This window comes from Sphingomicrobium marinum (assembly GCF_026157105.1).
In the GTDB taxonomy this organism is placed as follows: Bacteria; Pseudomonadota; Alphaproteobacteria; order Sphingomonadales; family Sphingomonadaceae; genus Sphingomicrobium; species Sphingomicrobium marinum.
Genome location: NZ_JANPVQ010000001.1, coordinates 663,830 through 686,744 on the forward strand (window position 1 = coordinate 663,830; position 22,915 = coordinate 686,744).

General features: G+C 63.2%; 25 protein-coding genes. 14 read left to right on the forward strand and 11 right to left on the reverse strand.

The genetic code is table 11. From position 1 onward, the window contains the following. Positions 1-38: 38 nt before the first annotated feature. Positions 39-779, reverse strand: a complete 741-nt coding sequence (locus NUX07_RS03355) for a 16S rRNA (uracil(1498)-N(3))-methyltransferase (RefSeq protein ID WP_265528825.1) — start codon at positions 777-779, stop codon at positions 39-41. A 61-nt stretch (positions 780-840) separates the two neighbouring features. On the opposite strand from NUX07_RS03355, the gene NUX07_RS03360 reads away from it, so the two are divergent. From NUX07_RS03360 to NUX07_RS03370, 3 genes are read left to right on the forward strand one after another with little or no spacing between them, the layout of a single operon-like run. Continuing rightward, positions 841-2,331, forward strand: a complete 1,491-nt coding sequence (locus tag NUX07_RS03360; RefSeq protein WP_265528826.1) for a phospholipase D-like domain-containing protein — start codon at positions 841-843, stop codon at positions 2,329-2,331. A gap of 21 nt (positions 2,332-2,352) precedes the next feature. Then, a complete protein-coding gene (gene ubiA / locus NUX07_RS03365) occupies positions 2,353-3,249 on the forward strand; it encodes a 4-hydroxybenzoate octaprenyltransferase (protein WP_265528828.1) in 897 nt (298 codons plus the stop codon). A gap of 27 nt (positions 3,250-3,276) precedes the next feature. Then, positions 3,277-4,623: a TldD/PmbA family protein gene (locus tag NUX07_RS03370; protein ID WP_265528829.1), complete on the forward strand. Its 1,347-nt coding sequence runs from the start codon at positions 3,277-3,279 to the stop codon at positions 4,621-4,623. On the opposite strand, the gene NUX07_RS03375 is transcribed toward NUX07_RS03370, so the two are convergent. Both NUX07_RS03375 and NUX07_RS03380 read right to left on the reverse strand, forming a co-directional pair. After that, a complete protein-coding gene (locus NUX07_RS03375; protein ID WP_265528831.1) occupies positions 4,620-5,066 on the reverse strand; it encodes a CoA-binding protein in 447 nt (148 codons plus the stop codon). The two genes, NUX07_RS03370 and NUX07_RS03375, sit on opposite strands and share 4 nt — an antisense overlap. 30 nt (positions 5,067-5,096) lie before the next feature. Beyond that, on the reverse strand, positions 5,097-5,861 hold the full coding sequence (locus NUX07_RS03380) for an Mrp/NBP35 family ATP-binding protein (protein WP_265530733.1): 765 nt from the start codon (positions 5,859-5,861) through the stop codon (positions 5,097-5,099). Between the two features lie 256 nt (positions 5,862-6,117). On the opposite strand from NUX07_RS03380, the gene hflK reads away from it, so the two are divergent. From hflK to NUX07_RS03405, 5 genes are all read left to right on the forward strand, one after another. Continuing rightward, positions 6,118-7,233: an FtsH protease activity modulator HflK gene (gene hflK / locus NUX07_RS03385; RefSeq protein WP_265528832.1), complete on the forward strand. Its 1,116-nt coding sequence runs from the start codon at positions 6,118-6,120 to the stop codon at positions 7,231-7,233. Next, positions 7,233-8,090, forward strand: coding sequence for a protease modulator HflC (gene hflC, locus NUX07_RS03390; RefSeq protein WP_265528834.1), 858 nt, complete (start codon positions 7,233-7,235; stop codon positions 8,088-8,090). The genes hflK and hflC overlap by 1 nt, the downstream gene beginning before the upstream one ends. 102 nt (positions 8,091-8,192) lie before the next feature. After that, complete coding sequence (locus NUX07_RS03395; protein ID WP_265528835.1) at positions 8,193-9,740, forward strand: Do family serine endopeptidase; 1,548 nt, start codon at positions 8,193-8,195, stop codon at positions 9,738-9,740. 36 nt (positions 9,741-9,776) lie between these two features. After that, positions 9,777-11,288 (forward strand): helicase HerA-like domain-containing protein, encoded by a 1,512-nt coding sequence (locus NUX07_RS03400; protein ID WP_265528837.1) that lies wholly within the window; start codon positions 9,777-9,779, stop codon positions 11,286-11,288. After that, complete coding sequence (locus tag NUX07_RS03405; protein WP_265528839.1) at positions 11,289-11,681, forward strand: nuclear transport factor 2 family protein; 393 nt, start codon at positions 11,289-11,291, stop codon at positions 11,679-11,681. A gap of 33 nt (positions 11,682-11,714) precedes the next feature. Here NUX07_RS03405 and queF read toward each other — a convergent pair whose 3' ends face one another. Further along, the gene (queF, locus tag NUX07_RS03410) at positions 11,715-12,161 is read right to left on the reverse strand and encodes a preQ(1) synthase (protein WP_265528841.1); all 447 of its coding nucleotides are present in this window, start codon (positions 12,159-12,161) and stop codon (positions 11,715-11,717) included. 123 nt (positions 12,162-12,284) lie between these two features. Between queF and NUX07_RS03415 the strand changes: the two genes are divergently transcribed. Both NUX07_RS03415 and NUX07_RS03420 read left to right on the forward strand, forming a co-directional pair. After that, positions 12,285-12,512: a hypervirulence associated TUDOR domain-containing protein gene (locus NUX07_RS03415; protein ID WP_265528843.1), complete on the forward strand. Its 228-nt coding sequence runs from the start codon at positions 12,285-12,287 to the stop codon at positions 12,510-12,512. Between the two features lie 109 nt (positions 12,513-12,621). Next, on the forward strand, positions 12,622-13,440 hold the full coding sequence (locus tag NUX07_RS03420) for a sulfurtransferase (RefSeq protein WP_265528844.1): 819 nt from the start codon (positions 12,622-12,624) through the stop codon (positions 13,438-13,440). Between the two features lie 3 nt (positions 13,441-13,443). Here the strand turns inward: NUX07_RS03420 and NUX07_RS03425 are convergent, their stop codons facing one another. The 7 genes from NUX07_RS03425 to NUX07_RS03455 are packed head-to-tail and all read right to left on the reverse strand — an operon-like array spanning position 13,444 to position 20,227. Then, positions 13,444-13,761 (reverse strand): hypothetical protein, encoded by a 318-nt coding sequence (locus NUX07_RS03425; RefSeq protein WP_265528846.1) that lies wholly within the window; start codon positions 13,759-13,761, stop codon positions 13,444-13,446. A gap of 47 nt (positions 13,762-13,808) precedes the next feature. Next, complete coding sequence (locus NUX07_RS03430) at positions 13,809-14,357, reverse strand: winged helix-turn-helix domain-containing protein (protein WP_265528847.1); 549 nt, start codon at positions 14,355-14,357, stop codon at positions 13,809-13,811. A gap of 26 nt (positions 14,358-14,383) precedes the next feature. Beyond that, positions 14,384-14,773 carry a DUF3035 domain-containing protein gene (locus NUX07_RS03435; protein WP_265528849.1) on the reverse strand — a complete coding sequence of 130 codons (390 nt, stop codon included), beginning with the start codon at positions 14,771-14,773 and terminating at the stop codon, positions 14,384-14,386. Next, positions 14,766-15,257, reverse strand: a complete 492-nt coding sequence (lspA, locus tag NUX07_RS03440) for a signal peptidase II (protein WP_265528850.1) — start codon at positions 15,255-15,257, stop codon at positions 14,766-14,768. Before lspA ends, NUX07_RS03435 begins: the two co-directional genes overlap by 8 nt. Further along, entirely contained in the window at positions 15,254-18,205 is a 2,952-nt protein-coding gene (gene ileS / locus NUX07_RS03445) for an isoleucine--tRNA ligase (protein WP_265528852.1), read from the reverse strand. Before ileS ends, lspA begins: the two co-directional genes overlap by 4 nt. A gap of 10 nt (positions 18,206-18,215) precedes the next feature. Beyond that, positions 18,216-19,157, reverse strand: a complete 942-nt coding sequence (locus NUX07_RS03450) for a bifunctional riboflavin kinase/FAD synthetase (protein WP_265528853.1) — start codon at positions 19,155-19,157, stop codon at positions 18,216-18,218. A 38-nt stretch (positions 19,158-19,195) separates the two neighbouring features. After that, positions 19,196-20,227 carry a succinylglutamate desuccinylase/aspartoacylase family protein gene (locus NUX07_RS03455; protein ID WP_265528855.1) on the reverse strand — a complete coding sequence of 344 codons (1,032 nt, stop codon included), beginning with the start codon at positions 20,225-20,227 and terminating at the stop codon, positions 19,196-19,198. A gap of 210 nt (positions 20,228-20,437) precedes the next feature. Here NUX07_RS03455 and rpsM point away from each other — a divergent pair, with 210 nt between their 5' ends. The 4 genes from rpsM (at position 20,438) to rplQ (ending at position 22,897) form a co-directional block, all read left to right on the forward strand. Continuing rightward, entirely contained in the window at positions 20,438-20,806 is a 369-nt protein-coding gene (gene rpsM, locus NUX07_RS03460) for a 30S ribosomal protein S13 (protein WP_265528857.1), read from the forward strand. A gap of 41 nt (positions 20,807-20,847) precedes the next feature. Further along, positions 20,848-21,237 carry a 30S ribosomal protein S11 gene (gene rpsK, locus NUX07_RS03465; protein ID WP_244382323.1) on the forward strand — a complete coding sequence of 130 codons (390 nt, stop codon included), beginning with the start codon at positions 20,848-20,850 and terminating at the stop codon, positions 21,235-21,237. Between the two features lie 100 nt (positions 21,238-21,337). Then, complete coding sequence (locus NUX07_RS03470) at positions 21,338-22,390, forward strand: DNA-directed RNA polymerase subunit alpha (RefSeq protein ID WP_265528859.1); 1,053 nt, start codon at positions 21,338-21,340, stop codon at positions 22,388-22,390. A gap of 90 nt (positions 22,391-22,480) precedes the next feature. After that, the gene (gene rplQ, locus NUX07_RS03475; protein ID WP_265528860.1) at positions 22,481-22,897 is read left to right on the forward strand and encodes a 50S ribosomal protein L17; all 417 of its coding nucleotides are present in this window, start codon (positions 22,481-22,483) and stop codon (positions 22,895-22,897) included. Positions 22,898-22,915 lie beyond the last annotated feature (18 nt).

The following is a 22,915-nucleotide window of genomic DNA, read 5'->3' on the forward strand; positions in this document are numbered from 1 at the left end:
TTGTCGCCCTAGCGCTTCATGCGAGTGGCGAAAAGCCACTAATCGCTCCAGTCGCCAGCGCCCGCCATGTAGGTGGCTATGGCGGCGAGCGCTGCAGTTTCGGCGCGCAGGATACGCGGCCCGAGTGAGATTGCGGTGGCGCCGGGTGTAGCGCGGATGGCGCCGCGTTCCTTGTCGGTAAAACCGCCCTCTGGGCCGGTCAGGATGGTGGCCGGCGGCGGGGCATATCTTTCGAGCGCGTTGGCGCCGCCATTTTCATCGGCGAAGTAGAGCGCACCGTCGCCCCGCGTCGACAACCAACGCTCAAGCTTGATCGGCTGTGCGATCGTGGCGAGCGCAGTTCGCCCGCATTGTTCCGCTGCCTCGATGATGTGGGCGCGCATCCGGTCGAGATTGAGGCTGCGCACGATGGTGCGCTCGGTGATCACCGGCTGGAGGTGGCGCACGCCGAGTTCGACCGCTTTTTCGATGAGGAAATCGACCTTACCCTTCTTCACCGGCGCGAAGGCCAGAGTCACATCGGGCACGGTCTCTTGCTCACGCACCTGCGTTACCGCGTGAACCTGCATCGCCTTCTTGGAGGCGGCGGTGATGCGGGCATGCCATTCGCCGTGGCGACCATCGAACAGCAGCACGTCGTCGCCCGTGGCGAGGCGCAAGACGTTGCCGAGATAGTTGGCCTGCGCCCGGTCGAGCGCGATCGGCATGTCGGGGCCGAGCGGACCTTCAACGTACAGGCGCGGCAGGCTTGCCGGCGGCCAGGCGGGGGTTCGTGCCATATCGCTCCTGCGTTAGCGCGGCATGGAACGTCCGTCACCCTTGCCGCTTTAGACCTAGGACATGGAAACGTCGGACAAACCCATCGTTGCGGTCGGCCGCAATTGCTGGCGCATCGAGCGGGCCAGCGAAGCGGCCGTGATCGTCGATGCCGCCGACTATTACCGCATCATCGCCGATGCGATGGAAAAGGCGCACAGCCGCATCTTCATCGTCGGCTGGGATTTCGATGCGCGCATCAGCCTCGCGCCGGATCGCGAGGGCAGCTATCATTCGAGCCTCGGGCATTTCTTCATCGAACTTGCGCGCAAGAAGCCCGACCGCGTCATCGATATCCTCAAATGGAATTTCGGCGCGCTCAAGCAATGGTTTTGGCCGAAGGCCGCCTACTGGTTGCTGCGCTGGTGGCTGGCAAAGCCGATCCGGCTGAAGTTCGACAGTTCGCATCCCTTGGGATGCAGTCATCACCAGAAAATCGTCGTCATCGATGAATCGCTAGCGGCGTGCGGCGGCATCGATATTGCCATGCGCCGTTGGGATACGCGCGACCACAAGCCCGACGATCCGTGTCGCAAGACGCCCAACGGAAAACCCTACCAGCCGTGGCACGACACTACGATGCTGATGCGCGGCAAGATTGCCGGTGCGCTCGGCGAACTCGGGCGCGAGCGCTGGAAAGTGGCCACCAGCGAGAAGCTCGACCCTATCGAGGACCAGGAAGACGACTGGCCCGATGAACTGGATCCGATGTTCGAAGACGTCGAGATTGCCATCGCGCGCACGCGGGCAAGCTACAAGGAACTCGAGGAGGTGCGCGAAAACGAGCAGCTCTTTCTCGACATGATCGAGCATTGCCAGCGGTTCGCCTATATCGAGAACCAGTATTTCACCTCCCCCAAGATTGCGGCCGCGATCTGCACCCGCCTGTCGCAGCCGAACCCGCCCGAAATCGTAATGGTCATGCCGCGCGAAGCCGACGGCTGGCTGGAATCGGTCGCGATGGATGGCACGCGGCAACGGCTCATGCAGGCGATCCATCGGCAACAAGGGGGCGAGAATTTTCGCATCTATGTGCCCGTGAATGAGGCCGGCGAAGACATTTATGTGCATGCCAAGGTGGCAATCGTCGACGATCGTTTCCTGCGCGTGGGTTCCTCGAACCTCAACAATCGCTCGATGGGGCTCGACAGCGAATGCGACGTGATCGTCGATTGCGGCCTGCCCTATAATCAAGGCCGGGGCATCGAAGACAAGCTCACGCAGCTGCGCCATGATCTGATGGCCGAGCATCTTGGCGTGAGTACCAAAGATGTCGCCAAGGCCGAGGCCGAACATCGTGGGCTGGTCCAGACCATCGAAGCGCTGAAAGGCGAGGGAAAGACGCTGACCCTGCTCGAATATCGGGATCTGAGCGACGCCGAGCACTTGATCTCCGAGCACGAGCTGTTGGACCCGGAGCACACCGACGAGATGTTCGAGCCAATGCAGCGCAAGCGGCTGTCGCAGCGGTGGCGCCGGACGCGCAAGCGGCTCAAGGGCTGGTTCGGGCGCTAGGCTCGGGCTAGGGCAGGGGCCATGGAACTGGTTCCCGATAGCGAACGGAGTGGATTGATCGGCGCACTACCGCAGTCGTGGCGCCCCTTTGCCGCGTTGATGCGGTTGGACCGGCCGATCGGCACATGGCTGCTTTTCTGGCCATGCGCGGCGAGCGTCGCCCTTGCCGGCGTTGGTGGCCGGTGGGATCTGTTTGCCTGGTTCCTGCTCGGCGCCTTCGCGATGCGCTCGGCGGGGTGTGCCTATAACGACATCGTCGACCGCGATCTCGACCGGCAGGTCGAACGCACGCGCGCCCGCCCGCTCGCGAGCGGACGCGTGTCGCTAAGCGCGGCATGGGCGCTGACGATCGCGTTATGCCTGGTCGGCCTGGTCGTGTTGCTCCAGCTAGATCGCACCGCGCAGTTGGTAGCGCTTGGCAGTATCGTTCTGGTCGCCGCCTATCCCTTCATGAAGCGGATCACCTGGTGGCCGCAGGCGTGGCTCGGCATGGTATTCAGCTGGGGCGCGCTGGTCGGCTGGCCTGCCGTCACGGGCGCGCTCGCGCTGCCGGCCATCCTCCTGTGGGCCGGCTGTGCGGCATGGACCATCGGGTACGATACGCTCTACGCGATCCAGGATATCGAGGACGACGCGCTGGTCGGCGTCAAATCGAGCGCGCGCGCGCTGGGGCAAAGCGCCCAGCTGGGCGTCGGCGTCTTCTACCTGATAGCGCTCGGCTTGTGGGGTGCGGCGCTATGGCAGGTAAAACCGCATATGCTCGCGATGCTGGCGTTGCTTCCCGCTGCGCTGCACCTACTGCGGCAGGTTGCCAAGGCCGATCCGCGCGATGGCGCGGGCGCGCTCGCGCTGTTCCGTTCGAACCGCTTTGCGGGGCTGCTTCTTTTCGCCGCAAGTCTCACCGTCGGCTTGTCCTGAGCGCCGCCAGTCCCTAGCTCGCCTGCCATGATCGAAAAGAAAGACGCGTGCGATTTCGCCGCTGGGCTTGTTGAGAAAGCCATCAAGGCCGGCGCCAGCGCCGCCGACGCCGCCATCGTTGCCACCCGTTCGTCCGAAGTGGAAGTGCGCGATGGCGAGCTTGAGGACGTCAGTCGCTCAGAAGGGCGCAAATATGCGCTGCGCGTGTTTGACGGCCAGCGTATGGCCAGCGTGTCGGGCGCCGATTTGGACGGCAATGCGCAATCCGAAATCATAGCGCGCGCACTGGCGATGGCGCGCGAGGCGCCCGAAGATCCCTATGCCGGCCTAGCCCCGCAGGACATGCTGATGACGGGCGATGCGCCCGATGTCGACATCGACGACGGCATCGAGCCTGACCCCGAAGCGCTCAAAGAACGTGCGCTTGCTGCCGAAGCGGCGGCGCTTGCCGTCGAGGGCGTCACCCAATCGACCGGGTCGAGCGCAACCGCCGCCGGGCGCATGATCGCGATCGCCACCAGCCATGGCTTCGTTGGCGGCTATTCGTCGAGCAGTCACAATATTTATGCCGGCGCTCTGGCGGCGGACGATGCGGGCAAGGAACGCGACAGCCATTGGCACGGCACGCGCCATCTCGAAGATTTGGAAAGCGCCGAGGAAATTGGTCGGATCGCGGGCGAGCGGGCGGTCGCGCGGCTCAACCCGACCAAGCCCAAGGCGGGCCGGATGCCCGTTTTGTTCGACCCCAAGGTCGCCAATACGTTGCTCGGCCATCTCGCGGGCGCGATCGATGCGAGCGCGGTGGCGAGGCGCACCAGCTTCCTCAAGGACATGCTGGGCGAGCGCGTCTTTGCCGAAGGTGTCGACATCATCGATGACCCGCTGCGCCCGCGCGGCGTGGCGAGCCATCCATTCGATGGCGAAGGACTGCCCGTTGCAAGAGTGGCGATGGTCGAGGACGGCATCCTCAAGAGCTGGTTCGCGTCCAGCACGGCAGCGCGCCAGCTCGGCATCAGACCCACCGGCCACGCCAAGCGCGGTATCAGCGGCTCGCCCGGGGCGGGGCCCAGCAATTTCGTGATGCAGCCGGGGGCGCGCAGCCGCGAAGAATTGCTCGGCGCATTTCCGCAGGCGTTGCTCGTCACCGAACTGATCGGTCACGGCACCAATCTCGTCACAGGCGACTATTCGCGCGGGGCTGCCGGTTTCCTGGTGGAGAATGGCGAGATCGGACGCCCGGTGAGCGAGATCACCATCGCGTCCAACCTCAAGGACATGTTCGCGACGCTCGAACCGGGGAATGATCTGGAGCTACGACGCGGGACTGAGAGCCCCACGCTGCTAGTACCCGAGATGACGGTGGCAGCAGGCTAGTCTTCGGCGTGGAGCGCGCCGACAGGACGCACGCCCAGGCGCGGAATCTCGATCTTCGGGCAGCGATCCATGACGACGTTGAGCCCTGCCGCTTCGGCGCGCTCGGCGGCGGCATCGTCGATCACGCCGAGCTGCATCCAGACCGTCTTCACGCCTGCCTCGATAGCCTCGTCAACCAACGGGCCGACCCGGTCAGCGTTGATGAAGAAGTCGGCCATCTGGATGGGGTGGGGGATGTCGCCGATGCGGGCGAACACCATCTCGCCATGCACTTCCTTGCCTTCCAGGCGCGGATTGACGGGGATCACGCGATATCCTTGGTCCTGAAGATATTCCATGATGCGAAAGCTGGTCCGCGATGGATCGTCGGACGCGCCGACGAGCGCGATCGTCCGCGTCTCGCGCAGCACCTGGGCAATTTCGGCATCACTTTCGAGCGGCATTCCAGTCTCCTTGATCGAAGGTAGAACGGCTCAGGCCGAAAGTTTCTCCACCTGCGCCAAGATAGCGTCGGCCAGCTCGGCAAAGGCGCTGGCAGCGGGTCCGTCGCCCGATGCCGGTGGCTGCCCTGCATCCGAGGCTTCGCGCAGGCTCGCGGACATGGGCAGCCGGCCCAGGAAGGGCACGTTCATGCTCGCCGCGCCGGCCTCCGCGCCGCCGCTGCCGAACGGATCGCTTTCCTTGCCGCAATGGGGGCATTGATACCCCGCCATGTTCTCGATGATGCCGAGCACGGGGACGCCGGTCTTGCCGAACAGGTCCTTGGCGCGCGCCGCGTCGATCAGCGACAGGTCCTGCGGCGTCGAGACGATGACCGCGCCGGCCGGCCGCGCCTTCTGGATGAGCGATAGCTGCACATCGCCGGTGCCGGGCGGCAAATCGACGATCAGCGTATCGGCATCGCCCCAGTCGGCATCGGTCAGCTGCTGCAGCGCGCCTGCGGCCATCGGTCCGCGCCACGCCAGCGCCTGCCCGGGCCCAACGAGATGCCCCACCGATAGCAATCTGATGCCATGGGCTTCGAGCGGAATGAGCTGCTTGTTCTTGGCTTGGGCCTTGTCCGAAGCGCCCAGCAACGTAGGCTGCGAGGGGCCGTAAATGTCGGCGTCGATCAGGCCCACCTTTCGGCCCTTCTTCGCCATTGCGATGGCGAGGTTGGCCGACAGGGTCGATTTACCGACGCCGCCTTTACCCGAGCCGATCGCGATCATGGTGCGGCTCGGCTTGGCCGCACTCATCGCGATTTGCACGTCTTCCACGCCGTCGATCGCTTGCGCAGCTTCGCGCAGGCTGCTTTCGAGCGCGGCCTGCGCTTCGTCGTCGAGCCCCGTCGCATCGACGACCAGCATCGCCATGCCATGCTTGAAGCGGCGCGCGCGGATGCGTTTCGATTGCGGATGGCTATCTAGCTGGTCGAGAGTCATGCCTGCCAGATAGGGTGGATTTTGGTCGGTGCCACTTCTTTTTGCCAAAAGCGTCCCTATACATAGAGGTATGAGCAAATTTCCGGCATTCGGCTCTTGGGGGCTGTTTAATCAGTCCAAGGGACCATGGGGATCGCCAGGCCGCGGGCCTAAGGGCGAGAAGGGCGACAATGATGGCGACAAGGGGCCGAAGGGCCCCTGGAAACCGGGCATTGTCGGTGGCAACCAGAACCAGGCGGGCAACGTGTCCTCGCTCGACGATTGGCTGCGTAAGAATCGCAGTCGTTTCGGCGGCGGGGGCGGTAGTGGCGGCGGGCTTTCGGGCCTGCCCAATCCCGGCTTCCTGTTCTGGGCCGTCGTCGGTCTCGTCCTGATCTTCGTGCTGTCGAGCATGGTGCACCGGATCACGCCGGGTCAGCGCGGCGTCGTCACCCATTTCGGCAGCTACGAAAAGACGCTTCCCGAAGGCCTGCAATTCACCTTGCCCGCGCCCATCGCCAAGGTGGAAAAGGTCGATATCGCCAGTATCCGCGAAGTGACCCTCGGCACCGGCAGCGGCGAAGCCTTGATGCTCACCGGGGACGAAAACATCATCGACATCGAATATCAGGTGCGCTGGAATATTCGTGATCCCGAACAGTTCCTGTTCCAGCTTGCCGATCCCGAAACCACCATCAGCGAAGTCGCCGAAAGCGCCATGCGCCAGGTGATCGCGCAGTCGAGCCTGCAGGACGCGATTGGTGACGGGCGTTCCGAAATCGAAGCCGAAGTCCAGCAATTGATGCAGGACACGCTCGACCAGTATCAGTCGGGCGTGCGCATGCAGGGCGTTGCGATCAAGCAGGCCGATCCGCCGGCCGAAGTGAACGAGGCCTTCAAGGACGTTACCGCCGCGCAGCAGGACGCGCAGTCGGAAATCAACAACGCCAACGCCTATGCGCTGCAGATCACCGCGCGCGCGCAAGGTGAGGCCGAGGCCTTCAACCGGGTATACGAGGAATATCGCCTCGCCCCCGAAGTGACACGCCGCCGTATGTATTACGAGACGATGGAGCGGGTATTGCAGGACGTCGACAAGACGATCATCGAGGCGCCGGGCGTTCAGCCATACCTGCCGCTTAACGAACTGCGTCGCAGCCAGCCGGCGCCGTCCGCTTCGTCGACCCCCAACCAGGGAGGGCAGTAATGAAGTCGCTTTTCGTGCGCTATCCGTTCGCTTTCCTGCTGATCAGCGTGTTCGTGCTGGGCACGCTGCTGTCGTCGCTGACCTATGTCGGAGAGACCGACCAGGCGATCAAGGTGCGGCTCGGCAATCCGGTCGCCACGGTCAATCGCTACAATCCCGACGACGTGTTCGGTAACTCGGGCGCGGGTCTCGCCTTTAGGGTCCCGTTCGTCGAAGAATTCGTAAAGATCGACAAGCGCGTGCGCGATCTCGACATGGAGCGCCAGCAGGTGCTGTCGACCGACCAGCGTCGCCTGCAGGTTGATGCTTTTGCGCGCTACCGCGTCGTCGATCCGCTGCGCATGTTCATTGCGGCGCAGACCGAAGAACGGGTCGAAGCCGCCTTGCAGCCGATCCTCGGCTCGCAGCTTCGGAACGAGCTCGGCAAGCGGCCCTATGCGTCGCTGCTGTCGCCCGAACGCGAAGGCGCGATGGAGAATATCCGGGTTGGCCTCAACCGCATTGCGCGCCAATATGGCGTCGAGATCATCGACGTTCGCATCAAGAAGGCCGAATTGCCCGACGGTGCACCGCTGACCGCCGCGTATGAGCGGATGCGCACCGCGCGCCTGCAGGAAGCGCGTTCGATCCGCGCGCAGGGCCAGAAGCAGGGCCAGATCATCCGCGCCGAAGCCGATGCGCAGGCGGCGCGCACCTATGCCGAGGCCTATGGCAAGGATGCGGATTTTTACGATTTCTACCGCGCCATGCAGTCCTATCGCCAGACCTTCGTCAAGGTCGAGGGCCAGGACAAGGGCCAGACCAATATCGTGATGAGCCCGTCCAACGATTATCTGAGGGAATTCACCGGCAACTGATGAACGACCCACTCGTTTCGACGAACGGCAATCATGTTCAAATAGCGTTCAGCGCAGGAAGATAGCCTTGCGCAGAACTGAAGTTATAGTGAGGAATTATCGATGCTGAGGAGGTCAACGACCGTGCGCTACGCCTATGGAATTGCAGCCGCATTGCTGCTTGGTGGCGGTGCTTATTCGATGACGACCGGCACCACTGCCGTCGTTGCGGGACAGGCGCAGAATTCGCCGCGTGCCTTGCCGCCGGGCGGCGCGCCCGAAAGCTTCGCCGATCTTGCCGAGCGCCTCAGCCCCGCTGTCGTCAACATCTCGACCACGCAGCGCATCCCGATCCGCCGCCAAGCCGATCCGTTCGAACAATTTTTCCGCCGCTTCGGCCAGCCCGATCCGCGCGGCCAGCAAAGCGATGAAGAGGATGCACCGACGCGCGAAACCGGTTCGCTCGGCTCGGGCTTCATCATCTCGCCCGATGGCTACATCGTCACCAACAACCACCTGATCCAGAGCCGCACCGGCGATGGTACGGTGGACGAGGTTATCGTGACGCTGACCGATCGCACCGAATATGAGGCGCGTATCGTGGGCCGCGACGAATCCTCCGATCTCGCGCTGCTCAAGATCGATGGCGAGAACCTGCCCTACGTAAACTGGGGCGAAAGCAACAATGTCCGCGTCGGTGACTGGGTCATCGCGATCGGCAATCCGCTCGGCCTCGACGGCACGGTTACTGCCGGCATCGTCTCGGCGATCCAGCGCGGCCTTGGGACCTTTTCGGGACCCAACCGCTACATCCAGACCGATGCGGCGATCAACCAGGGCAACTCGGGCGGCCCGATGTTCGACATGGCGGGTAACGTCGTTGGCGTGAACTCGGCGCTGATCTCGCCGACCGGCGCCAGCGTCGGTATTGGCCTTGCCATCCCTGCCGATACGGCGCGTCCGGTCATCGATTCGCTACGCCGCGGTGAACGCGTCCAGCGCGGCTATCTCGGCGTTCGCCTCCAGCCTATTGATGAAGACATTGCGGCCGGTCTCGGGCTTTCGACCGAAGATGGAGAGATCGTCGGCGCCGTCGTCGAAGGCCAAGCCGCCGACCAAGCTGGCATCCGGCAAGGCGATGTCATCGTTTCGATCAATGGCCAGTCTGTAAACAGCGACGACACGGTCAGTTACCTGATTGCGCGTGTCCAGCCGGGCACGACAGTACCTGTCGTCATTTATCGTGACGGACGCCGTCAAACGATCAATGTGCGGGTCGCCGAGCGCCCGAGCGAAGCCGAGCTTCGATCTGGTGGTAACGAAAGCGAAGACCCCGATGACGTGATGGGCTCCGAGAGCGAAGGTGCCGAAGCAGTCGAACTCGGCATGACGCTCCAACCTTTGACCGATCGTATCCGCCGTGCCCTGCGGCTCGACAGTAATGTTCGGGGCGTCATCGTCACCTCGGTCGATCCGCGTAGCGATGCCGCCGAAAAGCGCATCCAGCGGGGCGATGTCATCGTTTCGGTCAATCGCCAGCGCGTTTCGACACCCGAAGATGTCGAGGCTGCCGTAGCGGCAGCGCGCCAGGCCGGCCGCTCGAGCGTCCTTATGCTCGTGAAACGCGGCAATAACCCCGAAACCTTTGTCGGCATTTCCATCGCTGAATAGCTTGCCATTCAGGGCCAGCCATTTAGGCTGGCCCGCATGGACGAGGGCATATTTCTAGGAACGGCTGACGGCGAGGCGCAATATATGCGGCTCGACCAGGCCAATCGCCACGGTCTGATCGCGGGCGCGACCGGTACCGGTAAAACTATTTCCCTGCAGGGCATCGCCGAAGGCTTTTCGGAAGCCGGCGTGCCCTGTTTCGTTTCCGACGTCAAAAGCGACCTTGCAGGCCTGGCGATGGCCGGATCGCCCACGCACAAGCTGCACAAGCCGTTTACCGAGCGGGCGCAGGAAATCGGCTATGATGATTATAGCTACACCGCGTTCCCGGTGCAGTTCTGGGACCTGTTCGGCAAACAGGGTCATCCGGTGCGCACCACCGTCACCGAAATGGGGCCTCTGCTGCTGTCACGGCTGATGGAGTTGACCGACACGCAGGAAGGCGTGCTGACCATTGCCTTCCATGTCGCCGATGCCGAAGGGCTGCTGCTGCTCGACCTTGATGACCTGCAGTCGATGCTCGGCCATATCGGCGAGCGCCGCAAGGAACTCAGCCTCGAATATGGCAACGTCACGACCGCCAGCGTCGGGGCGATCCAGCGCAAGCTGCTGCAACTGCGCAGCCAGGGCGGCGACATGTTCTTTGGCGAACCCGCGCTCAAACTCGAAGACTTCATTGCCACCGACGAAGAGGGCAAGGGCGTCATCAACATCCTTGCCGCGGACAAGCTGATGGCGAGCCCGCGTCTCTACGCCACCTTCCTGCTGTGGCTGCTATCCGAATTGTTTGAGACGCTCCCCGAGGTCGGCGATCCCGACAAGCCCAAACTCGTTTTCTTCTTCGATGAGGCGCACTTGCTGTTCGACGATGCGCCAAAGGCGCTGATGGACAAGGTCGAACAGGTGGTGCGCCTTATCCGCTCGAAGGGCGTCGGCGTCTTCTTCATCACGCAGAATCCCATCGACATTCCCGACGATGTGGCGGGGCAACTGGGCAACCGGGTCCAGCACGCGCTGCGCGCCTTCACGCCGCGCGATCAGAAGGCGGTCAAGGCGGCGGCCGAGACATTCCGCACCAATCCCGACGTCGATGTCGAGACGGTCATCACCCAATTGCGCATCGGCGAAGCGCTGGTCTCGACGCTCGATCGCAAGGGCGCACCCATCCCGGTCGAACGCGTGCTGATGAAACCGCCGCGTGCGCGTGCGGGACCGCTGACCAAGGCGGAGCGCGCCGCGGTGATCGCATCAGACGCGGTGGGCTCGCGCTATGACGAATTGGTCGACCGCGTCAGCGCCGAGGAACTGCTCGCCGATCGTGCTGCCAAGGCGGCCGAAGCGGCGGCCGAGAAGGAACGGCGCGAGGCAGCCGAAAAGGAAGCGGCCAAGAAGGCCAGGACTTCGACCCGGCGCCGATCGTCCGGGCGACGCCGCCAGTCGAGTGCGGAGAAGATGGCCAGTTCAGCCGCGCGCTCGATCGGGTCGTCCTTCGGGCGGCAGATCGGCAACGCGATCATTCGCGGTATCCTAGGGAGCCTGAAGCGGTAGATGGCGGACGCGGTTACTATCCAGACGCTGGAACGCGAGTGGCGCGAGGCGCTGCTTGCCAAGGACGAGGCCGCGCTGCGCCGCCTTATCCATCCGCATTTCAAGCTGGTGGGCATTCGCCCGTCGGGCAGCGTGGCGGTGGATCTCGATGGCTGGATCGAAGCGCTCAAGAAGATGGATATCGCCAGCCTCGATGTAACCGTCATCGACTGCGAACAGTTCGACACCGTGATGGTGGGCACGATCGATGCGACGTGGCAGGTGCGCTACCTCGGCCAGTTGATCGACGAGCGCGTGCTGCTGACCGATGTCTGGGTATGCAATGACGGCCAGTGGCAGGTCATCCGGCGCCATTCGTCGCCCGTGCCCCACGGCGTCGATATCGAGCGCTAGCCGCGGCCGCGATTGCGCGGGGAGGGGCTTGCCTCAGCCCCGGCCACGATAGCCCGCGACGCCTTGGTCGGGCAGCCACAATCCTTCAGGCGGCGCGCCCGTTTGCCAGAATACGTCGATCGGAATGCCGCCACGCGGATACCAATAGCCGCCGATACGCAGCCACTTGGGCTTCATCTCGTCGGCGAGCCGTTTGCCGATGCCCACCGTGCAATCTTCGTGGAAGGCCCGGTGGTTGCGAAAGCTGCCGAGGAAGAGCTTGAGGCTCTTCGATTCGACGATGGTGTCGCCCGGCGCATAGTCGATCACGAGATGCGCGAAATCGGGCTGCGCGGTGACCGGGCAGAGCGACGTAAATTCGGGCGCGGTGAAGCGCACCAGGTAAAGCTCACCCGCTCGCGGGTTGGCGACATAGTCTAGCGCTGCCTCCTCGGGCGATGCGGGTAGCGGGCTGTCCTGGCCGAGAAATTTGGGTTCCATGGGCGGCGCTCTAGCAGCGCGCGCGGTGCAAGCAAATATCCGGTCTTTGCGCGGCCTCCTCTGGCCGCACCGCGCGGAACGTGCGCCCGATCCCACGCATTCTAGGAAGCAAAGGAGAAAATCATGAGCAATTCTAACAGTTTCCAGACCAACCAGCACGTCAAATGGGATTGGGGCAATGGCACCGCCAAGGGCCAGATCGAAGAACGCTTCGAACGCGAGGTCACGCGCACGCTGCAGGGCAATGAGGTGACGCGCGACGGCAGCGAAGATAATCCCGCCTACCTGATCAAGCAGGAAGATGGCGACGAGGTCCTGAAACTCGGGTCGGAGCTTGAGGCGCAAAACTGATAGTCACCCGCATGAACGAACTGAGGGGAAGCCCGGTATCGCCGCGCTTCCCCTTTGACGTTTGCGGGCAGGCGCGCCACGATGGGCAAACCATCAAGGGAAGGCGGCGATGGACGAATTGGTGACCACCAAGTGGCTGGCCGAACATCTGGGCGAACCCGATCTCAAGATCGTCGATGCAAGCTTTCACCTGCCCACCAGCGAGCGTGATGCGCGCGCCGAATTTCTCGAAGCGCACATTCCGGGCGCCGTCTTTATGGACATCAAAGAGATCGCCGATCCCGAAAAATTGGCGCCGCACATGTTGCCGCCCGCCTCGCAAGCAGGGCCCATGCTCGGGGCGCTCGGGCTCAAGCGCGATGACCGCATCGTCGTCTATGACGCAAGCCCGTTTCACAGCGCGGCGCGCGGCTGGTTCACACTACGCCATTATGGCGCGCAGAACGTCGCCATCCTCGACGGCGGGCTGCCCAAATGGCAGCGCGAACGCCGCGCGATCGAAAGCGGGAAGCCCGTGATCGTCCCGACCACGTTCGATGCTGTGGAAGGCGCAAAGGTAGTCGACAAGCAGGAGGTGATGGCCAGCCGTCTGATCGTCGATGCACGCGGCAGCGAGCGGTTCAAGGGCAGCACCCCCGAACCGCGTGAGGGCATGGCGGCGGGACACATTCCGGGGGCCAAGAACGTCCCTTATGCATCGCTCTACGAAGAGGATGGCACCTATAAGACGGGTGCCGCGCTGGCACGCGCATTCGAGGAAGCCGGCGTTGATCCCGAAAAGCCGTTTACGGCTACCTGCGGATCGGGCGTCACCGCGTGCGGGCTGATCTTTGCAGCGCGCCTGCTCGGCAATCGCGACACGCGGCTGTACGATGGCAGCTGGGCGGAATGGGGCGCGGATCCCGCGACACCAAAGGAAAAGAACTAGGCCTTACAGGCTGAGGATGCGGTGCAGGTCGACACCGGTGGCGCGCAGGCTGTCGGCCAGCGTAGTGGCGCGCTTGCCGTCGACGCGCGCGGCGAGCGTTATCGCGGCCAGACCGTCGCGGGCCGCGGCTTCCATCGCCTCTGCATAGGCCAGCTTGTCGGCTACCGATGCGCTCGGCACCTGACCGGGCATATCGCGTACTTCCAGACTGTCCGGGTCGATCGCCTCGACACTGGCGCGCAGCGCGCCCAGGCGGTCGAGTGCTTCGGTGTAAGGATCGTGCAACGGGGCACGCGGCTCGGTGGTTAGGAAGCTGATCATGCTTCCGGCCTAAAGCGCGATGGTAAACGAAACGTTACGCGGCGGACTTAATTTTCGAGGCTGTCCGCATCGCGCAGGATCCAGCCGCGCTGCGGGATGGTTTCGATGAATTCCGCACCGCCCGAGGCCGAGCGCAATTTCTTGCGCAGCTTGGAGATGAAGACGTCGATAATCTTGGGCTGCGGCTGGTCGTCGGCACGGCGATAGAGGTGCTTTAAGAGCATGTTGCGCGTGACGACATTGTTGCGCGCATAAGCGAGCAGTTCGAGCACGCGATATTCCATCTCGGTAATGCCGATGGGATTGCCGTCGATGCGGATGAGGCGCTGCATCGGGTCGACCGCCATGCGCCCGTCGCACAGCGTTTCGGGCATCTCGTTGCCCTGCGCCTTCAGGCTGGTGAGCATCTGGCTGGCGGCTTCGTCGCTGTCTTCCTGGCTCACCGATGTGGGCGAACCCAAGACCTGGCTCTGGATATCGGCAAGCGCGGTCTGTGCCTGGTTGACCAGGTCGAGCCCGTCTTCCAGCCGCTTTTTCGCGCGATCGAGCTGGCTTTCGAGATCGACCAGCTTCGTCTGGATTCCGTCCTGCGCCATGCCTTAGCCCCCAATTAGCTCTTCTATTATTGCGGCGCGTCGCTCGACGACGTCTGCGAGTCGCTTTCCGGCGCGGTAATGATCGTCGAGGTGTCGGCGCCCTTGTCGACGACGCGGGTCTGCGGATCACCGGCCTGGCTGCGCGTGCCGATCGTGCCGCCGCCTTCACCGGCCGCGTCAATCACGGCGCGTTCGCTGGCCGCGCGCGGTGCCGCGCCGCCAAACAGCGCTTCGATCGCCTGCGCCTGGCTCGACTGCGCGCTCGAGGACACGGTCCCTGCCGCGGGCGGCGTCAGCGTGTAATCGGGCGGGATCACCAGTGGCGCATTGCGCTGCACGGCAAATTCATCGAGCGAGCCGCCGCTGCCGCAGGCGGCCAGCGCCAGCGGAGCCAACAGGATCAGGGCCTTATGCATGTTCATTCTCCTTGGGGCCGCTCGCGAAGAAAAAGGCCCGGATCAATAATATAACGACGCCTACGCTAATCGCTGCGTCGGCAATGTTGAAGACGAAAAAGGGACGAAACGTGCCGAAATGCAGGTCGAGAAAGTCGACCACATAGCCAAATCGCACCCGATCGACGATATTTCCCAGCGCCCCGCCCAGAATCATCGCGAGCCCGATGCGGTCCCAGCGATGCTCTTCCTTGGTTATCCAGTAGCCGACACCCGCCGCGATCAGCGCCGTCGCGCCGGTCAGCAGCCAGCGCCCAAGCTCGCTGTCTGCCTGTAACAGTCCCATCGAGATGCCGCGATTTTCGACCCACGTGAGATCGAAGATGGGCAGCAGCTCGATATTGCGTACGTTGTAGAGGTCGATCGGATTGATGATCATCCACTTGGTGACCTGGTCGGCAACGAAGATGAAAATGGCGAACAGATACGCCGCACGCAGGGTCATTCGACGACCTCCGCGCAGCGATCGCACAGGTCGCCGTCTTCTTTCACTTCGGGAAGGTGGCGCCAGCAGCGGCCGCATTTTGCATTGTCGGTAACGGTCACGCTGACCTCATCGGATTTCGTCACTGTCGAGGTGATGAACAGCTCCGCGAGGAAGTCCGCATCCTCGTCGCTCGGCACGCTTACTTCGGCGGCGAGGCTGGACCGGATCGTCTTTTCCTTGCGATAGGGTTCGATCGCCTCGGTCACCTTTTCGCGCAGCATGCGAAGGCCCTCGAACCGCTCGGCAAGCGCATCGTCCAGCCACGCTTCCGGCATGTCTTCCAGCTCCAGCAAGTGCACGCTGCCGCGATCGGGGAAGCGGTGGCCCCAGGCTTCTTCGCTGGTGAACACCAGCACCGGCGCGGCATAGCGCACCATCGCGTGGAACAGCACGTCGAGGACGGTGCGGTAGCTCTTGCGCTTCAGCCCTTCGGGATCGTCGCAATAGAGGCAGTCCTTGCGGATATCGAAGAAGAAGGCGCTCAGATCCTCGTTCGCGAAATCGACCAGCGCGCGCGTGTAGCTGTTATAGTCGAAATCCTCGATCGCATGGCGCAGCTTCGTATCGAGCCGCTTGAGGCGGTCGAGCATGTAGCGCTCGAGCTCGGGCATTTCGCCATGTTCGACCTTTTCAGCATCGGTGAAGCCGTCGAGCGCGCCGAGCAGGTAACGGAAGGTGTTGCGCAGGCGGCGATACTGGTCGGCGACGCCTTTCAGGATCTCGTCACCGATGCGGTGATCCTCGGTATAGTCGACCGAAAGCGCCCACAGGCGGATGATATCCGCGCCATAGGTCTCCATGACCTTGAGCGGATCGACCGTGTTGCCGAGGCTCTTCGACATCTTCTTGCCCTTGGCATCCATGCTGAAACCGTGGGTAAGCACGGCCTCATAAGGCGCGCGGCCGCGGGTGCCGCAGCTTTCGAGCAGCGAGGACTGGAACCAGCCGCGATGCTGGTCAGACCCTTCGAGATAAAGATCGGCGGGCCAGCGCTGTTCGGGCCAGTCGCCGATTTCCAGCACGAAAGCGTGCGTGCTGCCACTGTCGAACCAGACGTCGAGAATGTCGGTGACCATCTCGTAATCGTCGGGGTTGCGACCTTCGCCGAGAAATTCGCCGGCGCGCGCTTCGTCCCAGGCATCGACGCCCTCTTCGCGCATCGCCGCGACGATGCGTTCGTTGACCGCCTTGTCGACCAGCAGTTCGCCCGTCTTCTTCTCGACGAACAAAGCGATGGGCACGCCCCAGGCGCGCTGGCGGCTGATCAGCCAGTCGGGGCGGCCTTCGACCATCGACTGGATACGACGGCGGCCCTTTTCGGGGACGAAGCGCACGCGGTCGATCTCGTCCAATGCCACTTCGCGCAGCGTCGGGAAGTCGTCGACGACATGGCCGTTATCGTTGGTCTCGCCACCTTCGTCTTCCCATCGCTCCTCCGCGGGCGTCTTGGGGTCGAGATGGTGGAGGTGCTTATCGATCGCGATGAACCATTGCGGGGTGCAGCGGTAGATGACCTTGGCCTTCGACCGCCAGCTATGCGGGTAGCTGTGCGCATAATCGGCGCTGGCCGACAGCAATGCGCCCGCATCGCGCAGGTCCGAGCAGATCGGGCCGTCGGGCGAGTTGAAGGGCTTGTTGATGACGCTGCGGCGGCGCTCATCGTCCCCGCCGAGCCATTCCCAATCGTCGCGATAGCGCCCGTCGGCCATAACCGCGAATTCGGGGTTGAGGCCATTGGCCTTGCACAGATCGAAATCGTCCTCGCCATGATCGGGCGCCATATGGACGAGCCCGGTGCCGCTGTCGGTGGTGACGAAGTCGCCTGCAAGGAAGGGGCGCGGGCGGGCATAGAAGCCGCCAAGATGATGCATGGGGTGGCGGGCGACGGTGCCGGCGAGGTCTTTGCCCCTAACATGCAGGAAACCGCCATCATGCTCCGCCGTATCAAACAAGAAGTCATCGATCTCAACGATGGGGGATTCACGATCCCAACCCTCTGCGGACGGTAGCGAACGAACATACCGATCAAGCCGACGGCTAAATTCTTCGATCAAATCATTCGCAATGAGAATGCGTTTTCCGGTAATACCTGGAGCATCCACGTGAGCTGTCAGCTCAAGTAGGTCGTACTGAACCTCCGGCCCATATGCCAAAGCCTGATTGACCGGGATGGTCCACGGCGTCGTTGTCCAGATTACCGCGTGCGCGCCGACCAGCTCAGGAACCGGGCTCTCGACAATCTCGAACGCGACATCGATCTGCGGGCTGTCGGTCAGGTCCTCATATTCGACCTCGGCCTCGGCCAATGCGGTTTCCTCGACCGGGCTCCACATGACCGGGCGCGCGCCGCGATAGAGCTGGCCTGTCTCGGCGAACTTGAACAGCTCGGCGACGATCTGGGCTTCGGCCTCTGGACGCATGGTGAGGTACGGGCGGTCATAGTCGCCGATATTGCCGAGGCGGCGGAACTGGCCCGTCTGCGTGTCGACCCATTTTTGCGCATAAGCGCGGCACTCGGCGCGAAATTCCTTCGGCGCGACGGCATTCTTGTCGCGCTTCTTCTTGCGGTAGAGCTCTTCGATCTTCCACTCGATCGGCAGCCCGTGGCAGTCCCAGCCGGGCACGTAGGGCACGTCCTTGCCGAGCAGCGACTGCGAGCGCACCACCATATCCTTCAGCGTCTTGTTGAGCGCATGGCCGATATGGATGTCGCCATTGGCATATGGCGGGCCATCATGAAGGATGAATTTCTCGCGCCCTTTACGGCTTTCGCGAAGCTGCCGGTAAATATCGTCCTTTTCCCACTGCTCGAGGATCTTCGGCTCCTTCTGCGGGAGACCGGCCTTCATGGGAAAATCGGTCTTGGGCAGGAAGACCGTGTCTTTATAGTTCGGCTTGTCGGACATTCGGGCGGCCTTAAGGGGTGGTGGCCCCTGCTGCAAGCAATCGTCGCGCTTCGGCTTCATCTTCGGCGATCTGGCGCTTGAGCGCGTCGATATCGTGGAAGGCGGCTTCGGGGCGGATATAATGCATCAGCGCGACCTCGATCTCCTGGTCGTAGAGGTCGCCTTCCCAGTCGAAAATATAGGTTTCGAGCAGCTCCTTGGGCGGATCGAACATGGGTCGCACACCAAGGTTGGCGACGCCGTCATGTTCGCTGCCGTCGGGAAGCGTCACGCGCACCGCGTAGATGCCGTAGGCCGGGCGCACATAGCTGCCCATATCCATATTGGCGGTCGGCCAGCCAAGCTCACGACCGCGCTTGTCGCCATGAATGATGGCCCCGCGCACCGCAAAGGGGCGGGTGAGGAGGCGCGTCGCCGTATGCGGATCGCCCGCCTGCAAGGCTTCGCGAATGCGGCTGGAGGAAACGGTGGCGTCTTCGAGCGCGACGGGCGCGACTGCTTCGGCGTCGATGCCGTGCTGGGCGCCTTCTTCGCGCAGCACATCGGCATTGCCGCCGCGGCCGTTGCCGAAGGTGAAGTCTTCGCCGGTGACCACGGCTGCGGCACCGAGCCGATCGGCCAGCATGACCTTGATGAAGTCTTCCGCGCTCATCGAGGCGAGCGCGCCATCGAAGCGGAACACGAACATCGCGTCCGCGCCGGCATGCGCGAACAATTCCTCGCGCTGGTCGATCGTGGTCAGCCGAAAGGGCGGGGCATCGGGGCGAAAGTGGCGCACCGGATGCGGATCGAAGGTCGCGACGATCGCCGGGCGCCGTTCGTGCGCCGCCCGCGCGATGGCGCGGCCCACCACCGCCTGGTGCCCGAAATGGAAGCCGTCGAAATTGCCCAGCGCGATCACCGCGCCGCGCAAGTTGTCAGGAATGGGCGTGTCGAGGGTCAGCCGCTGCATGTGAAATGCCTTAACGTCTCGGGCCGGGCAGGCAAGCCTCAGACAATTTCGTGCTCGTCGAGCATGACGCCCGAGAGGCGTTCCTCGGTTTCGGGATCGAGTTCGCCTTCATCTTCGCCGAGCTGGGCGATGTGGAGCAGTGCATCGCCGCGATTGGCGACGCCGTGGCGACTGTCGCCGATTACCAGGCCGCTGATGGGCGACAGGATCGCGGATTCGTCGCTGCGCACCGGATCGGCAATCTTGCCCAGCAGTTCGTTGCGCTCGACCCTCGATCCCGAAGCGACCCGGAGCGCCACCATTCCCGCGCGCGGCGCACGCACCCACATCGAGCGCGTCGCTTCGAGGGGGGGCAGGATCGAGCGCTTGCGCGGCTTGAGTTCGAGCATGCCCATCGCTTCCATCGTGCGCAGGATGCCGTTGACGCCGATGCGGGTCGAAAAACTGTCGAGGCGTAGCGCCTCGCCAGCCTCATAGAGCAGCATTTCCACGCCCGCTTCCATCGCCAGCGCACGCAGCGAATTTTCCCGCAGCGGGGAGTGGATGACGATCGGCGGGGAGAAAGCGCGCGCCAGTTCCACCGCGCGTTTGGCATCCGGGCTCACCCGGATCTGCGGCAGATTGTAGCGGTGGATCGCGGCCGAATGCAGGTCGATGGCGAAATCGGCGCGTTCGAGCACTTCGGTGCGAAAGAGATAGGCCAGCCGGCTGGCGAGTGGGCCCTGCTCGCGCCCGGGAAAGCTGCGGTTAAGATCGCGGCGATCGGGCAGATAGCGGCTACCCGCGACGAACCCGAAGAGGTTGACGACGGGCACGATCAGCAGGGTGCCGGCAAGTTTCGATGCCTTGACCTTGCGCGCCAGTCGCCGCGCGATTTCGACCCCGCTGATTTCGTCGCCATGGATCGCGGCGCTGATCGCCAGCACGGGACCATCCGACTTGCCATGGAAGACGTGGACGGGGAGCATTTGCATCTGTCCCGCGACGCTGCGCGCGACGGGAATTTCGATGAGGGCCTGCTTGCCCGGCGCCACTGCGGTATCGAGTAAGGTATAAGGTGAACGGCTCATCCGCACTGCACTAGCGGATTTTGGGCAAAATGCACCCGCCAAGGTGTTGACTCTTCAGGAGGGCAAACCTAGATAGCGCGCATCCCGACGGACGTGGAACCGGCGGCGCAGCTTTGCGTCCGCCTTTTTGCGTTTGAAACGGGGCAACGCTTTGAGATGGGGCTGCCACATTGTGCCGGACGCCCTGTGGAGCCGAGGAGACTTTGTTTTATGGCACGTATTGCCGGGGTAAACATCCCGACCAACAAGCGCGTTGAAATCGCGCTGACGTACATCCATGGCATCGGTCACACGACCGCCAAGGAAATCACCAAGAAGCTGAAGATCAAGCCGGAAACCCGCGTTTCGGACCTGACGGACCAGGAAATCCTGCACATCCGTGAGACGATCGACGCGGATCATACCGTCGAAGGCGATCTTCGTCGCGAACACGCGATGAACATCAAGCGCCTGATGGATCTCGCCTGCTACCGCGGCCTGCGTCATCGCAAGGGCCTGCCGGTTCGTGGCCAGCGCACGCACACCAATGCGCGCACCCGCAAGGGCAAGGCCAAGCCGATCGCTGGCAAGAAGAAGTAAGCGCTCCGCCGCTTCAGCTTTTTTAGAAGGATTTCTTTATTATGGCACGTGAACCGCAACGCGTTCGTCGCCGGGAACGTAAAAATATCACGGCTGGCGTCGCGCATGTGAACGCCTCGTTCAACAACACCATGATCACCATCACCGATGCGCAGGGCAATGCGATCAGCTGGTCGAGCGCCGGCATGATGGGCTTCAAGGGCTCGCGCAAGTCGACCCCCTATGCCGCGCAGGTTGCCGCCGAAGATGCCGGCAAGAAGGCGCAGGAACATGGTGTTCGCACGCTGGAAGTCGAAGTGAAGGGCCCCGGTTCGGGTCGCGAAAGCGCGCTGCGCGCGCTGCAGGCGGTGGGTTTCACCATCACCTCGATCCGCGACGTGACGCCGATTCCGCACAACGGTGTTCGTCCGTCCAAGCGTCGCCGCGTCTAAGCGCTGATATCCGCCAGCAGGGCCAAACGTCGGCCTTGTTGGTCTGAAAAGTTAGAGACATCACGGCGGGGGACGCCCCGCCACCAAGGTAAGGAAACCTATGTCGATCAACGCGAAAAACTGGCAGGAACTCAAGAAGCCCAACGGTCTGGAGCGCAAGCCCGGGACCGATGCGAAGCGCAAAGCTACCTTCGTCGCCGAACCGCTCGAGCGCGGCTTTGGCATGACGCTGGGCAACTCGCTGCGCCGCGTGCTTCTGTCCAGCCTGCAGGGTGCCGCCGTCACCTCGATCAAGATCGAAGGCGTGCTGCATGAATTTTCCTCGCTCGCCGGTGTGCGCGAGGACGTGACCGATATCGTCATCAACGTGAAGCAGATCGCACTCAAGATGGAAGGCGAAGGCCCCAAGCGGCTGCAGCTTTCGGCGACGGGTCCGGGTGAAGTCACCGCGGGCCAGATCGCGGTCACCGGTGACATCGAAGTCACCAACCCCGATCTCGTCATCTGCCATCTCGACGAAGGCGCGACGCTCAACATGGAACTGACTGCTGACGTCGGCTCGGGCTATGTCCCGGCAGCGATGAACCGTCCGGCCGATGCGCCGATCGGCCTCATCCCCGTCGACAGCCTGTTCTCGCCGATCAAGCAGGTCGCCTACAAGGTCGAGAACACCCGCGTCGGGCAGGAGCTCGATTACGACAAGCTCTCGCTCACCATCGAAACCGATGGCACGGTGACCCCGGAAGACGCGGCGGCCTATGCCGCGCGCATCCTCCAAGACCAGCTCCAGCTGTTCGTCCACTTCGACGACAGCGCGATCGCGCCGGCGCCGGCCCCGCAGCAGGGCGGCGCGGAAGGTGGCCAGGACACCAACCAGCTCAACCGTTACCTCCTCAAGAAGGTGGACGAGCTGGAACTTTCGGTGCGCAGCGCCAACTGCCTCAAGAACGACAATATCATCTATATTGGCGATCTCGTGCAGAAGACCGAAGCCGAGATGCTCCGCACGCCGAACTTCGGCCGCAAGAGCCTCAACGAGATCAAGGAAGTCCTTGCCTCGATGGGCCTGCGCCTTGGCATGGAAATCCCGGGCTGGCCGCCGGAGAACATTGAAGAGATGGCGAAGAAGCTGGAGCAGGAACTGCTCGGCTAACACGCCAAATGGGGTATGGGCGGCGCCCCTTTATCGCCGCCTGGGACGGGGTACCTCACACGGCCCCGCCACGAACTGAAGGAAAAGATTATGCGCCATCGTGTTGGCCATCGTAAATTGCAGCGGACTTCGACCCATCGTGCGGCGCTTTTGCGCAACATGAGCGCGGCGCTGATCAAGCATGAGCAGATCAAGACCACGCTCGCCAAGGCGAAGGAACTGCGTCCCTACACCGAGAAGCTGGTGACCCTTGCCAAGAAGGGTGGCCTTTCCAACCGCCGCCTCGCGCATGGCAAGATCATGGACGAGACGCAGGAAAAGAAGCTCTTCGAAGTGCTCGCCGAGCGCTACAAGGACCGTGACGGCGGCTATTGCCGCGTGATCAAGGCGGGCATCCGCAAGTCGGACGCGGCGCAGATGGCGATCATCGAATTCGTCGATCGCGACGTCGATGCCAAGGGCCAGGATTCGGGTCCGGTGGAAATGGACGAAGAAGCGGACGCCTAAGGCTCGCGACTTCGGATA

What these genes read in the sequence shown, in the direction of transcription:
- NUX07_RS03400 (WP_265528837.1), top strand. Translation starts at nt 9,777, where the DNA reads ATGGACGAGGGCATATTTCTAGGAACGGCTGACGGCGAGGCGCAATAT.
- NUX07_RS03395 (WP_265528835.1), top strand. Translation starts at nt 8,193, where the DNA reads ATGCTGAGGAGGTCAACGACCGTGCGCTACGCCTATGGAATTGCAGCC.
- NUX07_RS03430 (WP_265528847.1), bottom strand. Translation starts at nt 14,357, where the DNA reads ATGGCGCAGGACGGAATCCAGACGAAGCTGGTCGATCTCGAAAGCCAG.
- NUX07_RS03405 (WP_265528839.1), top strand. Translation starts at nt 11,289, where the DNA reads ATGGCGGACGCGGTTACTATCCAGACGCTGGAACGCGAGTGGCGCGAG.
- lspA (WP_265528850.1), bottom strand. Translation starts at nt 15,257, where the DNA reads ATGACCCTGCGTGCGGCGTATCTGTTCGCCATTTTCATCTTCGTTGCC.
- NUX07_RS03380 (WP_265530733.1), bottom strand. Translation starts at nt 5,861, where the DNA reads ATGAGTGCGGCCAAGCCGAGCCGCACCATGATCGCGATCGGCTCGGGT.
- NUX07_RS03355 (WP_265528825.1), bottom strand. Translation starts at nt 779, where the DNA reads ATGGCACGAACCCCCGCCTGGCCGCCGGCAAGCCTGCCGCGCCTGTAC.
- NUX07_RS03455 (WP_265528855.1), bottom strand. Translation starts at nt 20,227, where the DNA reads ATGAGCCGTTCACCTTATACCTTACTCGATACCGCAGTGGCGCCGGGC.
- NUX07_RS03415 (WP_265528843.1), top strand. Translation starts at nt 12,285, where the DNA reads ATGAGCAATTCTAACAGTTTCCAGACCAACCAGCACGTCAAATGGGAT.
- NUX07_RS03435 (WP_265528849.1), bottom strand. Translation starts at nt 14,773, where the DNA reads ATGCATAAGGCCCTGATCCTGTTGGCTCCGCTGGCGCTGGCCGCCTGC.
- NUX07_RS03420 (WP_265528844.1), top strand. Translation starts at nt 12,622, where the DNA reads ATGGACGAATTGGTGACCACCAAGTGGCTGGCCGAACATCTGGGCGAA.
- ubiA (WP_265528828.1), top strand. Translation starts at nt 2,353, where the DNA reads ATGGAACTGGTTCCCGATAGCGAACGGAGTGGATTGATCGGCGCACTA.
- rplQ (WP_265528860.1), top strand. Translation starts at nt 22,481, where the DNA reads ATGCGCCATCGTGTTGGCCATCGTAAATTGCAGCGGACTTCGACCCAT.
- rpsK (WP_244382323.1), top strand. Translation starts at nt 20,848, where the DNA reads ATGGCACGTGAACCGCAACGCGTTCGTCGCCGGGAACGTAAAAATATC.
- hflC (WP_265528834.1), top strand. Translation starts at nt 7,233, where the DNA reads ATGAAGTCGCTTTTCGTGCGCTATCCGTTCGCTTTCCTGCTGATCAGC.
- NUX07_RS03375 (WP_265528831.1), bottom strand. Translation starts at nt 5,066, where the DNA reads ATGCCGCTCGAAAGTGATGCCGAAATTGCCCAGGTGCTGCGCGAGACG.
- NUX07_RS03450 (WP_265528853.1), bottom strand. Translation starts at nt 19,157, where the DNA reads ATGCAGCGGCTGACCCTCGACACGCCCATTCCTGACAACTTGCGCGGC.
- NUX07_RS03470 (WP_265528859.1), top strand. Translation starts at nt 21,338, where the DNA reads ATGTCGATCAACGCGAAAAACTGGCAGGAACTCAAGAAGCCCAACGGT.
- ileS (WP_265528852.1), bottom strand. Translation starts at nt 18,205, where the DNA reads ATGTCCGACAAGCCGAACTATAAAGACACGGTCTTCCTGCCCAAGACC.
- NUX07_RS03360 (WP_265528826.1), top strand. Translation starts at nt 841, where the DNA reads ATGGAAACGTCGGACAAACCCATCGTTGCGGTCGGCCGCAATTGCTGG.
- queF (WP_265528841.1), bottom strand. Translation starts at nt 12,161, where the DNA reads ATGGAACCCAAATTTCTCGGCCAGGACAGCCCGCTACCCGCATCGCCC.
- NUX07_RS03370 (WP_265528829.1), top strand. Translation starts at nt 3,277, where the DNA reads ATGATCGAAAAGAAAGACGCGTGCGATTTCGCCGCTGGGCTTGTTGAG.
- rpsM (WP_265528857.1), top strand. Translation starts at nt 20,438, where the DNA reads ATGGCACGTATTGCCGGGGTAAACATCCCGACCAACAAGCGCGTTGAA.
- hflK (WP_265528832.1), top strand. Translation starts at nt 6,118, where the DNA reads ATGAGCAAATTTCCGGCATTCGGCTCTTGGGGGCTGTTTAATCAGTCC.
- NUX07_RS03425 (WP_265528846.1), bottom strand. Translation starts at nt 13,761, where the DNA reads ATGATCAGCTTCCTAACCACCGAGCCGCGTGCCCCGTTGCACGATCCT.